This is a genomic window from Pseudomonas sp. TH41, assembly GCF_016650695.1.
In the GTDB taxonomy this organism is placed as follows: Bacteria; Pseudomonadota; Gammaproteobacteria; order Pseudomonadales; family Pseudomonadaceae; genus Aquipseudomonas.
Genome location: NZ_JAEKFH010000004.1, coordinates 30002 through 46063, shown reverse-complemented (window position 1 = coordinate 46063; position 16062 = coordinate 30002). Strand labels below are relative to the sequence as shown.

General features: G+C 59.4%; 12 protein-coding genes. 8 read left to right on the top strand and 4 right to left on the bottom strand.

Features of this window, described 5'->3' with window-relative positions; translation table 11 throughout:
• Window positions 1-43: 43 nt before the first annotated feature.
• Together JFU37_RS17025 and JFU37_RS17020 are read right to left on the bottom strand one after the other, a co-directional pair.
• A complete protein-coding gene (locus tag JFU37_RS17025) occupies window positions 44-1816 on the bottom strand; it encodes an acyl-CoA dehydrogenase C-terminal domain-containing protein (RefSeq protein WP_201116588.1) in 1773 nt (590 codons plus the stop codon).
• A gap of 165 nt (window positions 1817-1981) precedes the next feature.
• Complete coding sequence (locus tag JFU37_RS17020; RefSeq protein ID WP_201116587.1) at window positions 1982-3604, bottom strand: acyl-CoA synthetase; 1623 nt, start codon at window positions 3602-3604, stop codon at window positions 1982-1984.
• Window positions 3605-3833: 229 nt separating this feature from the next.
• Between JFU37_RS17020 and JFU37_RS17015 the strand changes: the two genes are divergently transcribed.
• From JFU37_RS17015 to JFU37_RS16985, 7 genes are all read left to right on the top strand, one after another.
• Entirely contained in the window at window positions 3834-6110 is a 2277-nt protein-coding gene (locus JFU37_RS17015; RefSeq protein ID WP_201116586.1) for a PAS domain-containing sensor histidine kinase, read from the top strand.
• A gap of 4 nt (window positions 6111-6114) precedes the next feature.
• Window positions 6115-6750: a response regulator transcription factor gene (locus JFU37_RS17010; RefSeq protein ID WP_201116584.1), complete on the top strand. Its 636-nt coding sequence runs from the start codon at window positions 6115-6117 to the stop codon at window positions 6748-6750.
• Window positions 6751-6828: 78 nt separating this feature from the next.
• Window positions 6829-7917 carry an AI-2E family transporter gene (locus JFU37_RS17005; RefSeq protein WP_201116581.1) on the top strand — a complete coding sequence of 363 codons (1089 nt, stop codon included), beginning with the start codon at window positions 6829-6831 and terminating at the stop codon, window positions 7915-7917.
• Between the two features lie 98 nt (window positions 7918-8015).
• Window positions 8016-9518, top strand: a complete 1503-nt coding sequence (locus tag JFU37_RS17000; protein ID WP_201116579.1) for an aldehyde dehydrogenase family protein — start codon at window positions 8016-8018, stop codon at window positions 9516-9518.
• Between the two features lie 70 nt (window positions 9519-9588).
• Entirely contained in the window at window positions 9589-9939 is a 351-nt protein-coding gene (locus tag JFU37_RS16995; RefSeq protein ID WP_201116568.1) for a BON domain-containing protein, read from the top strand.
• 329 nt (window positions 9940-10268) lie between these two features.
• Entirely contained in the window at window positions 10269-10571 is a 303-nt protein-coding gene (locus JFU37_RS16990) for a trypco2 family protein (protein ID WP_201116566.1), read from the top strand.
• A 13-nt stretch (window positions 10572-10584) separates the two neighbouring features.
• Window positions 10585-13407 (top strand): hypothetical protein, encoded by a 2823-nt coding sequence (locus JFU37_RS16985; RefSeq protein ID WP_201116564.1) that lies wholly within the window; start codon window positions 10585-10587, stop codon window positions 13405-13407.
• 7 nt (window positions 13408-13414) lie between these two features.
• Here JFU37_RS16985 and JFU37_RS16980 read toward each other — a convergent pair whose 3' ends face one another.
• Both JFU37_RS16980 and JFU37_RS16975 read right to left on the bottom strand, forming a co-directional pair.
• Window positions 13415-14062, bottom strand: coding sequence for an MliC family protein (locus JFU37_RS16980; protein ID WP_201116562.1), 648 nt, complete (start codon window positions 14060-14062; stop codon window positions 13415-13417).
• A 165-nt stretch (window positions 14063-14227) separates the two neighbouring features.
• Window positions 14228-15013: a LuxR C-terminal-related transcriptional regulator gene (locus JFU37_RS16975; protein ID WP_201117138.1), complete on the bottom strand. Its 786-nt coding sequence runs from the start codon at window positions 15011-15013 to the stop codon at window positions 14228-14230.
• A gap of 127 nt (window positions 15014-15140) precedes the next feature.
• Here JFU37_RS16975 and JFU37_RS16970 point away from each other — a divergent pair, with 127 nt between their 5' ends.
• On the top strand, window positions 15141-15956 hold the full coding sequence (locus JFU37_RS16970) for a carbon-nitrogen hydrolase family protein (protein WP_201116559.1): 816 nt from the start codon (window positions 15141-15143) through the stop codon (window positions 15954-15956).
• The last annotated feature ends 106 nt before the right edge of the window (window positions 15957-16062 follow it).

Genomic DNA, 16062 nt, shown 5'->3' with positions numbered 1-16062 from the left:
AACGCCAAAAGAGAGGAGCGTGACGCCGCGTGCGGTTCAATCGTTAGAACTGCTCGGCACTCAGGCCATACAACGAACCACTGCCGGCGCGGATGGATTGTTCCAGACTCAAAATGCGCGGCAGCAGGCGGTGGATGTAGAAGTCGGCGGTGGCGATCTTCGCGCCGTAAAACTCAGGGTCGTCGCTGTGTTTTTTCTGCGCGACCTGTGCCATGCGCGCCCAAAGCCAGGCGTAGGCGACGTAACCGAACAGGTGCAAATACTCCACCGAGGCGGCGCCGACTTCGTTGCGATTGGTGGCGGCCCGGTCCTGCAGCCAGCCGCTCAGGTCCTCCAGGCGTTGCACGGCGTCGAGCAGCTGAGCGCTGTAGGGCGCGTCGGGCTGATGAGCGAAATGGCGAATTCCAGCGGTGAACTGACGCAGGGCGACGCCATTGTCAGCCAGCACTTTGCGCCCGAGCAGGTCCAGTGCCTGGATACCGTTGGTGCCTTCGTAGATCTGTGCGATGCGCACGTCACGGACCAATTGTTCCTGGCCCCATTCGCGGATATAGCCATGGCCACCGAACACTTGCTGGCCGTTGATGCAGCTTTCCAGGCCGGTGTCGGTAAAGAACGCCTTGGCAATCGGCGTCAGCAGAGCGACCAGGGTCTGCGCGGTGTCGCGCTCCTGGGCGTCAGCGGAAAACTTCGCCAGATCGAGTTGCTGGCCGACATAACTGGCAAACGCACGACCGCCTTCAGTCATCGCCTTCATGCTCAGCAGCATGCGTCGCACATCAGGGTGGACGATGATCGGATCGGCCACTTTATCGGGCGCCATGGCACCGGTTGGCGCACGGCTTTGAACGCGTTCGCGTGCATAGCGCACAGCGCTCTGATAGGACGCCTCGGCACAACCGATGCCCTGAATGCCAATGGACAGGCGTTCGTAGTTCATCATGGTGAACATCGCCGCCAGGCCTTTATTGGCTTCGCCGACCAGCCAACCGCTGGCGCCGTCGAAGTTCATCACGCAAGTGGCCGAGGCCTTGATGCCCATCTTGTGTTCGATCGAACCGCAACTCACGGCGTTGGCATGCCCGAGGGAGCCATCGGCATTGACCAGCACTTTGGGTACCACAAACAGTGAGATGCCTTTCGGCCCGGCAGGCGCGTCCGGCAGTTTGGCCAGCACCAGATGGACGATGTTTTCGGTCAGGTCCTGATCGCCACCGGTGATGAAGATCTTGCTGCCGGTGAGTCTGTAGCTGCCATCGACCTGAGGTTCGGCGCGGGTGCGGATAATCCCGAGGTCGGTGCCGGCATGGGCTTCGGTCAGGCACATGGAACCGGCCCAGCGGCCTTCATACATCGGCGGCAGGTACAGGTTTTTCAGGGTCTCACTGGCGTGGGCATCCAGCGCCAGGCAAGCCCCGGAGCTCAGTGCCGAATACAGCGCAAAGCTCGAGTTGGCGCCGTAGAGCATTTCTTCAAACTGCACGGCCAGCATCTTGGGCATGCCCATGCCGCCGAATTCGGTGTTGCCGGACAGGCCTACCCATCCGCCTTCGATGTAGGTGGCATAGGCCTGCTTGAACCCGACGGGGGTCGTGACCTCACCATAAATCCAGTGCGCGCCTTCTTCGTCGCCACTGCGGTTCAACGGCGCGATCAGGTGGCTGGTGACTTTCGCCGCTTCCTCAAGAATGGCGTCGGCAGTATCGGCATCGACGGTGTCGGCCAGGGCCGGCAAGCGTGCCCACAAGGTCGGGGCGTCGAACACTTCATGCAGGACAAAGCGCATGTCGCGTAGCGGGGCGTTGAATTGGGGCATGACGTAAACCTCAATGGACGGTTGTGCGATAGACACGGCGCGCTTGAGCGGGCCGTGCCATTTCAATCAATGACTGGAAGCGCTGGCCGTACCGAATTCGACCCGCACGAACCCGAAGCGGCGGGTGAAGCACCTGCCGCTGGGTGGGTGAAACTCAGGTTCGGGTTAGAGGGCTTTGGCCCTGTCGCGCAGAACGTACTTCTGGATCTTGCCGGTGGACGTCTTCGGCAACAGGGTGAAGATTACGGTGCGTGGGACTTTGAAGCCGGCCAGGTGTTCGCGGCAGAAACTGATGATGTCCGCCTCACGCACGTCCTGGTGATCGGCTTTCAAGGTGATGAAGGCGCAAGGTGTTTCGCCCCATTTCTCATCGGGACGCGCGACCACTGCCGCCTCCATCACGCCCGGGTGGCGATAGAGCACGCCTTCGAGTTCGATGGTGGAAATGTTCTCGCCGCCGGAGATGATGATGTCTTTGAGTCGGTCCTTGATCTCGACATAACCGTCCGGATGACAGACCGCCAGGTCGCCGGTATGGAACCAGCCGCCCTCGAAGGCTTCAGCGGTGGCGGTCGGGTTCTTCAGGTAACCCTTCATCACGGTGTTGCCGCGCATGAAGACCTCGCCGATGGTCTGACCGTCACGAGGGGTGGGTTCCAGTGTCGTGGAGTCGCCGACCATCACGCCTTCGAGCGTCGGGTAGCGCACGCCCTGACGGGATTTGATCTGTGCCCGCTCATCCAGGGAAAACTCATCCCACTCGGCATGCCAGGCGCACAGCGTCACCGGGCCATAGGTTTCGGTCAGGCCGTAGACGTGCGTGACCTTGATGCCCATTTCTTCCACGGCGCCAATCACTTTGGCCGGCGGTGCGGCGCCTGCGACCATGGCGTTGACCGGGTGGTCGATGGCTGCTTTCGCCGACTCCGGCATGTTAACCAGCGCGTTGAGCACGATTGGCGCGCCGCACAGGTGAGTGACCTGGTGTTCGCGGATCAGCGTGAGGATTTTCTGCGGATCGACGCGACGCAGGAACACGTGGACACCGGCCAGCGCCGTGATGGTCCATGGGTAGCACCAGCCGTTGCAATGGAACATCGGCAGCGTCCAGAGGTACACCGGATGGTTGCCGATGGACCAGGTCATCTGGTTGCCCAATGAGTTCAGGTAAGCGCCGCGATGGTGGTAGACCACGCCTTTTGGGTTGCCGGTGGTGCCAGAGGTGTAGTTCAGCGAGATGGCTTGCCATTCGTTCTCCGGCCATTGCCAGGCGAAGTCCGGGTCGCCTTCAGCGAGCAACGCTTCATAGTCCAGATCGCTGACGGCCTGACCTTCTCCGTACTCCGGATCGTTGACATCGATGACCAGCGGCGGGTGATCCAGCATGCCGATGGCCGCGTGAATCACGCTATGAAACTCACGGTCGGTGATCAGCACCTTGGCCTCGCCATGCTGCAGCATGAAGGCAATGGCTTCGGCATCCAGGCGCACGTTGAGCGGGTTGAGCACGGCGCCAATCATCGGCACGCCGAAATGCACTTCAAGCATCTCGGGGATGTTGGGCAGCATCACCGCCACAGTGTCGTTCTTGCCGATACCGCGACCGGCCAACGCCGAGGCCAGGCGGCGGCAACGGGTGTAGGTCTGGGCCCAGGTGCGGCGAATCGAGCCATGGATGACGGCGGGGTAGTTCGGGTAAACGCTGGCGGTGCGCTCGATGAAGCTGAGCGGAGACAAGGCAATGTGATTGACAGCCGTAGGGCCTAGCCCTTGTTCATAGATCGACATGACGGGTACTCGGTGGCTGATTGTTAGCTCTATCGGTGACCTTTCAGCTTAGCCGCTGAGGTCACCTTTTATGTCCGGTGTGCTTTATATAACAATTTCCAATTGATATGGAAGTACAACCTATAGCGTATAGGATATGTACTATATTTGATTCTTACTGATCTAAATGGCTACAGTCATATCCCCAAGGCCGGTATATCCTTATCTCCCCCAAAGAAGCGGACCTGTGATGACCCTGACTCCCGTTCGATTGCACAGCTGGTTGCGCCTGCAGCGCGAGGGTGTGTCGCTGGCCGCTCGGGCCGATGCCTTGTGCCGTGCGTTGCAGGAGTGCCCCGAGGTGCGCCGGGCGGTTTATCTGAGCTGGCAACCTCATGCGCGGATTTACAGCCATGAAGGCTCCGCCCAGCATTTTCCACCCGGCCAGGGTGAGCCGGCGCTGGCGAGCGATCAGTTGCTGTTCGATGGATTGGTTGAGGCCGGGCGTCTGGACCTGGCGCAAGTCCGTCAACTCGATTGCTGGCTGTCGGGTCGGTTGCGCCGGGCCGCGATCAGCCATGGCCAGGTGTTTGATCTGGCGCTACAGCCAGGGCAGGCGGGGTTGCTGCTGGTGGAAGTGTGCGAGGGCGTCAGTTTCGATTGGTTGGGTTGGGTGCAGGACTTGCTGACCACCTTGTTGAGTAGCGTCAATGGCATGCTGCGCGGCTCACCGCTGTTGGGGCACGATCCGCAACCAAGCCTGTTACTCGATGCACAGGGCCGACCGCTGGAGTTCAACGCGGCGCTGCTGGCATTGCTCGCTGAAAAACCGCTGACCGACGTGCTGGGCTTTCTACCGGTGAATCACCGGGTGCTGGTGCGCGCGTGTCTGGACCAGCAACGCGCCATCGAAGGCGTCGAGGCTCAATTCGAAACGCGGATCCTGATCTGGACGTTTATTCCCGATCCCCAGGACAACCGCGTGCTCGCGCGCTGCCGCGATGCCACGGTACAAGTGCTGGCCGAGCGTGAAGCGGCCACGGCACGGCGGCTGTATCGGCTGATCATCGAGAACACCACCGACCTGATTTCCCGGCATACCCCGGACGGGCGTTTTCTCGATGCGTCGCCCGCGTCCTGGACGTTGCTCGGCTATTGGCCCGAAGAGCTGCGCGGCAAAATGGCCCAGGGTCTGTTCCATGGCCAGGACCTCGCCAACCTGGTGCAGCGCGCGCGGGACGCATTGGAGCAGGACGGTTATCACACCATGACGTATCGCATCCGCCATCGTGCCGGGCATTACCTGTGGTTCGAAACCGCCAGCCGGGCGATCCGTGAAACCTATACCGGCGCGGTCGTCGAAGTGGTCAGCGTTTCCCGGGACATCACCGCAAGGGTGCAGGCCGAAGAGAACAAACGGCGCCTGGCTGAAGTGGTCGAGGCCAACACCGACCCGGTGTTGTTCATCGACCCCGAAGGGCAGGTCACTTACCTGAACCCCGCGGCGCGGCGCATCCTCGGGATCGACGAGCAACAACCGATGCCGGCCCTGGCCGAGTTGTTCGCCAGCGCTGACCTGACACGTTTGCAACGGGACGGCTGGAGCAGCGCCGAACGTGAGGGGGTCTGGAGCACCGAAGCACGCTTGCAACCACCGGGTGGCGGCATGTCCGTGCCGGTGTCGCTGGTGTTGCTGGCGCATCGTTCGGCGGGTGGCGAGCGCTATTACTCGCTGGTGGCGCGGGACATGACTGAGCGTGAATTGCGCGAAGTGCAACAGCGCCGTCATCAGGACGAACTGGCGCACACCGCGCGATTGGTCACGTTGGGTGAGCTCGCCTCGGGTATCGCTCACGAAATCAATCAGCCGTTGGCGGCCGTGGTCAATTATGCCAATGCCAGCCAGCGTTACTTACAGACACTGGGCTCCAATCCTCAAGCGGCTGAACGCGTGGCGCAAGGACTGCAACGCATCACCCATCACGCCACGCATGCCTCGGAAGTGATCAAGCGGTTGCGGGCGTTTCTGCGCAAGGGGCAGCGGCGCATGCAAGCGCTGAATTTTACCGAGGTCGCCCGCGAGGCCGTGCGTTTATGTGCCTGGGAAGCGAGCAATTGCCAAGTGACAATCGAGGATCGGCTGCCGGATAATCTGCCGCCCGTTTATGCCGACCGGGTGTTGCTGGAGCAGGTGCTGCTCAATCTGCTGCGCAATGCCATCGATGCCAACCGCGAACAACATCCGGGGCAGCCTTCGCTGATCGTGATGGCGGCGGAGCAGGGCGGTGGTGCCACCGTGGAAATCAGAGTGCAAGACCAGGGGCCGGGCGTCAGCGAGTCGGAACTGGAGCAGATATTTACCCCGTTCTATACCAGCAAGGCCGACGGCCTGGGGCTTGGCTTGTCCATGAGCCGCAGCATCATCGAAGGTTTCGGTGGCGAATTGCAGGCCCGGCGTCAGTCTGTCGGACTGCTGATGTGTTGCCGCTTGCCGCTCGCCGGCCCAACAAAACAACAACAGGAATAATGCAATGGCAGGTGTGACGGAGCACGTGGTGTACGTGGTCGACGATGACCAGGGGATGCTCGATTCAACGGTTTGGCTGTTGGAATCGGTCGGGCTCAAGGCGTTGCCGTTTACCAGTGGCGTCGAGTTTCTCAATGCCTGTGATGCCACGCTCAATGCCTGTGTGCTGCTGGATGTGCGCATGCCGGGCATGGGGGGGTTGAACGTCCAGGAAGAAATGCGTGTGCGCGAGCTAAACCTGCCGATCATTTTCGTCAGCGGGCACGCCGATGTGCCGATTGTGGTGCGCGCCTTCAAGGCCGGCGCCCACGATTTCATCGAGAAACCCTATAACGAGCAGTTGCTGCTGGACAGCGTGCAACAGGCGCTCAGCAACTGCGAGAACAACCGCTCAGGTAACCAGGGCCACGACGCCTTGCAGGCGCGTCTTCTCACACTGACGCCACGGGAACGCGATGTGTTGCTGCCGCTGGTGCAGGGTTACACCACCCGTGAAATCGCCGAGCAACTGGGCGTGAGCGCAAAAACCGTCGACCTGTACCGCTCACGCGTGATGAAGCGTATGCAGGCCAATACGTTGCCGGACCTGGTGGGCATGGCCATCGCGGCTGAAATGGTCGATCCACTAAAGTTGCGTTGAATCTTCACGCGGCGTATTGAGCGTCTATGCTGGGCTAACCGATCCCATACCTTTGCAGCGATCTGCAAGGAGGCAGCCGTGGTGCCCTCGTCTAGCTCTGAAAAAAATTGGCCCAGAAGCCTGCTCAATGTCCTTATTCGCGCCGGGCTGATTCTCGTTCTGGTGCTGTTCTGCTTCCAGATATTCAGTCCGTTCCGCGACTTGATGCTGTGGTCGGTGATCCTGGCGATCACCCTTTATCCCCTGCAAAAGCGGCTCATGGGCCCGCTGGGACAAAATGAAGGGCGTATTGCCACGCTGATTGTGTTGATCGCCGTCATTATCCTCATGGTGCCGATCTATCTGTTGGGTACCTCGATCGCAGACTCGGTCCAGAACACCATGAACGTGGTCAAGGTCGACGGTTTTCACATCCCTCCTCCGTCCGATTCAGTCGCCGGTTGGCCGTTGGTGGGTAAGCCGCTGTCCGGTATTTGGCTGCAAGCCTCAACCGATCTACCGGGGCTGACGGTGAAGTACATACCGCAAATAAAAGGCGTCAGCCTGACCTTGCTGAGCAAGCTTGCCGGTGTCGGCATGGGTTTTCTTACCTTTATCTTCGCCTTGATTATCGCGGGCATCTTCATGGCGTATGGTGAAGCGGGTAGCCGCAGCGCCGTGCAGATCGCCTCGCGCATCAACGGTCCGGTCAAAGGGCCGAAAATCGCCGAACTGTGCACGGCAACAATCCGGGCGGTCGCGTTGGGCGTGGTGGGCATCGCCTTCATTCAGATGCTGCTGGTGGGCGTCGGTTTCGTGCTCAAGGGGGTTCCGGGTGCCGGTTTGCTGGCCCTTGCGGTGTTGTTGCTCGGCATTTTGCAGTTGCCGGTGACCCTGATTACGCTGCCCGTGATTGCGTATGTGTTTGCCACTGAAGGGGCCAGCACGGCGACCATCACCTTTGCCATCTACGTGTTCATCGCCGGGCTGGTCGATAACGTACTCAAGCCGTTGCTGTTGGGGCGCGGTGTCGATGTGCCGATGCCGGTGGTGCTGATCGGTGCCTTGGGCGGCATGGTGACGGGCGGGATCATCGGGCTGTTCATCGGGCCGGTGGTGCTTGCGGTCGGCTATCAGTTGTTTTGGCAGTGGGTGCAGGACACTCCGGACGATCCGCCGGGCATCTGACAGGCAGGGGGCGGAATGGCACGCGGTGGCGCGCTGATGACGGTGAACCGCTTTTCCTATACATTTTCAGGCCGCCCACTGCATGGTGAAACCGCCTGATGTCTCTTGTGCTCGAACGTCTAATCGCTGGCACGCCGATCCCGTTTGCCGGTAATCGTTTCACTGTGGTCAGCCCCGAACTGGCGGCGCGCTTTCAGCCCGGCGACCACCTTCTGGTGGAGCAGGTCAGTGGCGAATTGTTGCTGGTTCCCGTCGCTGATCAGAAAGCGGCGGCGGTGGCAATCGAGCGAGCCGAAGCGGCCTTTACGGCAATGTCCGCTGTTTCGGATCAGGCGATCAGCACGTTCTTCGACTGCTTTGCCCAACGCCTTGAAAATCCGGACTGCTGGGCCTTGATCGAGGCCGCCAACCTGGCCGACATCGAGTGGGCCATATCGCGTGGACGTTCGACCACGCGTTTACTGGCCGATGAACGCATGCGCCGTGACATGATCGCCGGCCTGCGGGCCTGGCGCGATGCGTCAGCCACGCGCGGCAAAGTCGTCAGTTGCGTCGAGCATGACGGCTGGAAAGTCGAACAAGTGGTCTCGCCCCTGGGCATCGTCGCGTTCGTCTTCGAAGGCCGGCCAAACGTCTTCGCCGATGCCGCTGGTGTATTGCGCACCGGCAACACCGCCGTGCTGCGCATTGGCAGCGATGCGTTGGGCACGGCGCAAGCCATCGTCACCCACGCGTTGAACCCTGCACTGAGTGACGCCGGGTTGCCGGCCGGCGCAGTATCGCTGGTGGAAAGCGTCAACCACGCCGCCGGCTGGGCGATGTTCGCCGACCGGCGTTTGTCGCTGGCCGTGGCCCGTGGTTCGGGTCGTGCCGTCAGTCAACTGGGCAGCATCGCGCAGCAGGCGGGCACCGCCGTGAGTCTGCACGGCACCGGTGGCGCCTGGTTAATCGCCGATAAGGACGCCGACGCCACGCGTTTCGCCGCTGTGGTGCGCCATTCCCTGGACCGCAAAGTCTGCAACACCCTGAATGTCTGCCTGATTCACCGCGATCGCGCGGCCGAACTGGTGCCGCTGTTTCTGAACGCCTTGCAACAGGCCGGCACCGCACGGGAAGAAGGCTGCAAGTTGCACATCGTCGAGGGCAGCGAGTCGTATTTGCCCGGCAATTGGCTGACCGAAACGGTCGACGTCTACCGTGCCGACGGCTACCAGACCGAAGCGTTGGCCGAACCGCTGCCCGAAGATCAGTTGGGCCGCGAATGGGAATGGGAGGAAACCCCGGAAGTCAGCCTGAAGATCGTTGATGACCTGGACACGGCCATCGCCTTGTTCAATCGCTACAGCCCGCAATTTACCGTGTCGCTGATCAGTGAAGACGGTGTCGCGCAGGAGCGTTTCTATAACGCGGTCAACGCACCTTTTGTCGGCAACGGAATCACCCGCTGGGTCGATGGCCAGTACGCCCTGAACAAGCCGGAACTGGGGCTTTCGAACTGGGAGAGTGGTCGGTTGTTTGCTCGCAGCGCCATTCTCTCTGGAGATGGGGTGTTCACCCTCCGCAGTCGCATGACCCAGACCGATTTGTCAGTCAAACGCTGAACATCCCGACGCCGAACTATACTTAATAGGTGTTTGTGTTTGTGTCTGTGACTCGAGAGAGGGGTCTGCCATGAAACTTCAATCCTTTAAGCATTACTCTGATCAACTGGAAACAGTCGCTCACGACGCGTGGATTACCGCCAGGGTGAAGTCGGCCCTGGCACTGGGCGAGCCGACCCTTGGCCTGCAGATCCATGTCAAAACCTTTGCGGGTACGGTGGCGCTGAGCGGTCGCGTCAACACCCATAAACAGTGTGAGCAGGCTGTCGCTCTGGCCCGCACGGTGCCGGGTGTCGTCGAAATCGATGCCCGGGAATTGCTGACTCACGTGTTCACGCCTGGCAGTGTTCCAACACCGCCCAACGCCGAGGAAAACATGGAGAGTCGCGCACAATCGTCAGAAAAACCGGACGACAAATGAAGCACACCCGATGAGTTGATGCAGCGTTCCTTTAAAGCAGGGGCGCTGCATTGATTGTTATGCGGCTATTTTGCAATGGCTGCTGTCTCGATCAGGCCGACCACGGCTTTTGGGTTGGACACCATCACCCCATGCGGCGCGCCTTGACCAACACGGTCTGATCGCGTGCGCCCGCTGGGCCATGAACGCCAGGACTCGTGAACGTCGTCTGGAATACCCAAATGCGGAGCAACTACCGGGTGCGTGGCATACAAGACTGCTAACCTATTTTCTGTTTATCTCGAACAAGAAGTATGTGACTGCCTTATGCCATGTAGGAGAGACACCTGATGACTACGTTAAGCCTCCAGGACGCGATACGCGCCCTTCGATCGGAACTCGAGAGTGCGGTGAAAGACGGGGGGGCGGCGAACATTCGCTTTATCCCGAAGTCCGTCGAGGTCGAAATGGATATCACTTTTTCGCTGGAGGGCGAGGCTGGCGGCGGTTTCAAGGTGCTGTCGCTGATCGATTTGTCCGGCAAGGCCAAAACGACTTCGTCCAACACCCATAAAGTCAAACTGGTGTTGGAACCTGTCGACAGGGAAGGCAAGCCGATCCTGATTCGGGACAACAACCGCGAGTCTGATTGAGAGTCGACCCGATATGGCGTATGTACTCTCGCGACTCTACGCTGACGTCGCGCAAGTTCAGCACATTACCGTCGATTGCTTCGGTTCCGGGAGACTGATCGGCCGCAATCTTATTCTGACGGCGCGTCATGTTTTACAGGAGGCGGACGACTCTGCAGTGCTCAAAGAGAACTGGCAGGTGCGCCTATTGGGATGGCGGAAGGAGGGCGCAGCCTGGGCATGGCGGGACGCGATCCTTGCGTGGGAGGGCGGGGATGATCTTGACTTGGCCCTGCTCGAAATCCGATCTGAACCCGGTATGTCTGACCTGGTTCCGGCATTTCGCACGCGCGTCGGGCTGATTGAAACCACTCATCTGCACCACGCGCTCGGATTGGGTTTCCCGCGAGGGGCGCGGATCGACGAGAAGCGCGCGTTGTTCGTTCCATCCGGCCAGTTGACTGACGAAAACAACCCGACGCTTAGTTTCGGCATCGACCCAGCCTATCAGCCTGAGAGCCCCAATGAAGATTGGCGCGGATTCTCGGGCGCGACGGTCCTGCTGCGTGATACGCCCACCCCCGGCGACATCTGGATTTTCGGAGTCACCCAGCATGTCGAACAGCACTTTAAGCAACGCCTTGCTGTGGCGCGTATGGCGGGCGCGTGGACCGATTCAAAATTTCGTCGACATCTTGCCGACGCAGATGTGCAGTCCGAGCCGCCAATCGACCCTCTGACAATCCGCCTGAGCCCCCCGGAAAAGGGCATCCGCAAGGCAAGAACCATTCTGCGCAACCGGGTTTTGACCGACTTTGTCGAGGGCCCACTCAGCCAGCGACTACTGGGTGGACACTTCCTCGCCATTCCGTTTAAACGCAGGCCTGACCTGCATCACATGACTCAGATCGCCTCGGGCGATAAAGCGCCGACACGCAAGATTGCAGCTGCGGATTTTGACATGACGCGGCTGCTGTCGTCGTTGAACGACGAGCATGTGCGCCACGTGTTGATTTTGGGCGAGCCGGGAGCCGGTAAATCGATGCTGTTGCTCGAATGTGCCCGGCAAGCGCTCGAGGCAGGGCAAGGTGATTACGACAAACCGATCCCCGCTGTCGTCTGGCTGTCGTCATGGGCGGCGAATAAAGTCAAGGATCCCGGCAACGAGTCTGCGTTCTCAAACTGCTTTCGCCTCTGGCTCATCCAGCAGGTCGTGAACCTATACAAAACCAACGCTTCTTTCGTAAGCGATTGGCTGAATGACGGTGCCCTTGACCTCTACCTTGATGGCTTGGACGAAGTCCCCGAGCCCGTCCGTGATTTTTGCGCCCGTTGTCTTTCCGCGTTCCAGGGCACGTATTTGGGCCGTGTATTTGTCACGTGCCGTCGGTCAGAATACGAAGCCTTGACCAATAAGGTGCGTCCGGATTTGGCGATCGAAGTGCTGCCAATGACCAGTAGCCAGGTCACCGCCTTCATCGAGGACAACGACCTGGCTGACCTGAGCCAGGCGTTCAGGGAGACGCCAGAACTACTCGAACTCTGCCGATCCCCCTTAATGTTGTCTGTCATGGCTTTCGTTTATCAGCAGGACGACTCGGCACCGCGGGATGTCACGCCGACGGTCAACGGTTTGTTCGCCGCCTACATTGACAAGGCTTTCGAGCTCCGTGCGAGCTCCAAGGCCAGGTACAAGAACATCTCGAGAGAGATGACGATGCACGCGGTGAAGCAAATGGCACACAGCTATTCCGAAACCCGCAGCGCTGTGTTTTTTCTGTCGGATATCTCGACGTCTTGGTTTAACAGGCGGTGGCAGCACGTTGCTGCAGTCGGTCTGGCTATATTGATAAGCAGTCTGCTGGCAGCCAAAGCGACACTCTTCTTCCTTGCCTCCAACGGTGATAACTGGATTTCCGCCGGGATGAGTGCTTGCTGGGTGCTGCCGGTCTCATTGGCCTGGATGTTAATGAGTATCGACGACGTGCCAATCTATGAGCGCGTGCATTGGAGCCTGAAACGTTCAATGAAAGGCGCGGGTATCGGCATCGTCGTTGCGGTCGTACTCGCGATCTGGCAGATGGCCGCGGTTATCGCTGGTAGCCTGTTGTACGTTGCTACGCCTGTTTTAATCACGAAAGGTTTGCTGAAGTGGGTGGTCGTCGTGCTGGTGTTGGGCGGACTTGCACTTACTATTTTCACTGAATATGGCAAGTCTATTATCAAAGGAATAGGGGGCTTCTTCATTGTGCCGCTGTTCTCGATGATGGCGGTTTCCTGGATAACTACCGGAGATGGCACAATCGAATCGTTGTTTCAATTCGCCATCGACTGGAATGGTGGCGACAAGTCATCGACGCCACTCTGGGCGCTTGTTCGAGTTGGTTTTATAACCATATGGACTTGCTTTGTCTTTATGATGGTCTTCGCCACCGCGGTTGGCGCACTGATTGGTGCAGTAACCCTGAAGACGCCAGAACATCTGAATCAAGCCAGGCACTCGATGGGTCGTCTGTTCCTCATTGCACTTATGCTCGCGTTGGCGTCTGCGTTGGCAAGCGTATCGATACTCATGCTGCTCGAACTGATCGCTGGGCGTACCGTCGATTCGTTCTGGTACTTTCGGTACATAGGCATTGCGTCAGCAACGGTGGTGTTTGCTCTATGCGGAGGCATCCGGAGCGCCGCGTATTACATCGTGAGAGCGCTGCTGGTGCTTGGAGGAAGCGTCCCCTTGCGCTACTCCCGTGTTCTCGACGTTGCTGTCGACGCGGGGATACTGGTGCGGGTCGGGACTGGCTATGCGTTCATTCACAAGCTTGAGCAGGAATACTTCGAGCAGCTGCCGGATGAGTGATCAGCAATCAACCGACCGGCTCAGCCGTACAACTCATTTGTGCTGAGCCTGGTTTCTGGAAAAGGACCACATCACCGTCTTGCCAGAAGCGATAGTTCCCCAGGGAATCCTTGCCCGTGTATTGGGTTCCCGAATCACTCGGCACCTGGTTCAGGGTGATCGAGGTGTTCGCCCATTTCAGGTACACGATACCCGGCTGGGTGATAAAGAAGGTGGCGGCAATCGGCGCGTTAAGCCCCGTACAACGAAACGCCAGGGGACCTTCGGTGAGTCTGTCTGGATCCTTGGTTCGCACAATGGCCGAGCCTTGGCGTAGCTGGTGGGCGCGCTCGGCATAACTTCGGATCGTGCACGCCTTGGGCTCCCGATCGGAGGCACATTGATTGCGGGCGTCGATCCAGAACTGCTGGTCGATCATGACTTTGTCGGGACGCGGTACTGAATGTTCATCCGTGAGCGCCAGGCGATAAAGACGCGTCAATTCGAGATCCATCTGCGCCAGTTGCGAATCGCGACAAATAAGCTTTTCGATGGATGCCCTTGCCGTGGTGCAGTCGAAGCTGGTCTTGAAGGACGCCGCGTTCGCACAGGTGCTCGTCACCGCGAACACACTGGCAGTGGCTAGACAGGCAAGAAGGGCTGTGACCGTTTTCATGTGGGCGTTACCCAGATCATGACGAGTAGACAGAACTAAAGATCAAAGAATGCGCTACTGCATAACAGGCTGAAAACAGTATTTTTGACTTTTTCAATTCAGCCTCATCTCGACATAAAGTTGCGGAAAATTCAATACCGCAACCGTCCCTCGATAGCGGCGACCTCAACTCTGCGCGTTCAGAAACAGTGAGAACAGCTCGGTCTGGGATTTAATGCCGAGCTTGCTGTACATGTGCTTACGGTGAACCTTCACGGTCTCGGCGGAAATCGCCAGCTTGCGTGCGATCTCCTTGTTCGAACAGCCGCTGAGCATTAGCCGACCCACTTCCAGTTCTCGGGCGGAGAGCGGCGTGTCCAACTGCTGGTCAGTCGAGTCCAGCCAGTTTTGCCAGCGTGGCGCCGGCGCCGGCGGCTGATCCGGCACCTCTCGTTCGAACGCCATGCGCTGACGCATCAGGGCAGCGACCCAGGACTGGATGAGGCTGAGCAAGGCGATCTGCTCTGGACTGAAGCGGCCCTCGCTTCCCAGCGACAGGCTGAGGGTGCGCTCCGCGTCCAGCTGGACGTTGATGTGCACTTCGTCGGCAACGACATTGAGGCGGAAATAGCGTTGGTAGTAGTCGGTCTGTTCGAAGCATTCCGGCGCCACGTCAGTAAGCCAAAATATACCGTTCTGCGGTGTTTCCCGGTTGGCCAGGTAAAAGGGGTCGAGCAGGTACAGGCCTTTGAGGTAGTCCTGAAACAGTGGGTCCGGCCCGCCGTCCTTGCCAGGGCATTCTGCGAGCACCTGCGGGCGCCCATTGCTGAAAATCAGCACGACCCAGCTGTCCACGGGAATGTATCTGTCCAGCAGACGCACCAGCGACAACCAGAAAACAGGACGGTCAAGTGTTTCAATCAGCCGGCCAATCGCCTGGTGCCAGGCCATGTCCTGCAAGGTCATGCTCACGTTTCTACCCATACGGGGTTACCCCATCGATGTGATTACTTTCCACTTTGTGGCTCTCCATACTCCATCCAGCCCTGGCGGGTGCTGTGCAGTTTGGCGAGCCCACATACACGTGAAAGGATCACCGATGAAGATTGAACTCGTACAACTTACCGGTCGCGATGGCGACACCGCTTATAACCTAGAGCGTACCTTGCAGGCCATCGCTACCTGTGCAGAGGATACCGATCTGCTGATATTTCCAGAAACCCAGTTAATGGGATTCGCCAGCGCGCAACAGCTCGCCGAAGTCGCCGAGCCCCTGAACGGGCCCAGTGTTCAGGCTGTGCAGCGCGCCGCACGCGAGCGGAACGTCTCGGTGGCGATCGGCATGGCTGAGAACGACGCCGGCACCTTCTATAACACCTCCCTGCTGGTAACCCCGGAAGGGATCGCCTTGAGCTATCGCAAGACTCACCTTTGGCCTTCGGAACGGGGCATGTTCCAGCCGGGAGACCGCTACGCCACCGTGCTCTGGAAGGGTGTCCGTGTCGGACTGCTGATCTGCTACGACATTGAGTTGCCGGAAAGTGCCCGAGCCCTCGGTCAACTCGGTGCCGAGCTGATCCTGGTCACTAACGGCAACATGGATCCCTACGGCCCTGTCCACCGCACCGCGATCATGGCGCGCGCTCAGGAAAACCAGGCATTTGCGGTGATGGTCAATCGCGTCGGCGACGGCGATGAAGGCCTGGTTTTTGCCGGTGGGAGTGCAGCGATCGATCCCTTCGGGCGCACGTTGTTCGAAGCGGGGCGCGCAGAGTGCCGGCAGGTGGTAGAGCTGGACCTCGACCTGCTGCGCACGGCCCGCCGCGACTACGACTACCTCAGTGACCGTCGCCTGCTCCTGACCGGCGAGCAGATTGAGCACGAAGAGGGTCGCCGTGAACTACTGATTCCCTGAATCGGGAGTGATTGTTCCGTATTGACGCCGATTTCGACCCAACCACAACAATAATTCACACACTAGCAGGAGCAGTGCAGGTGTCCATGGACCCAGTACTAATGCT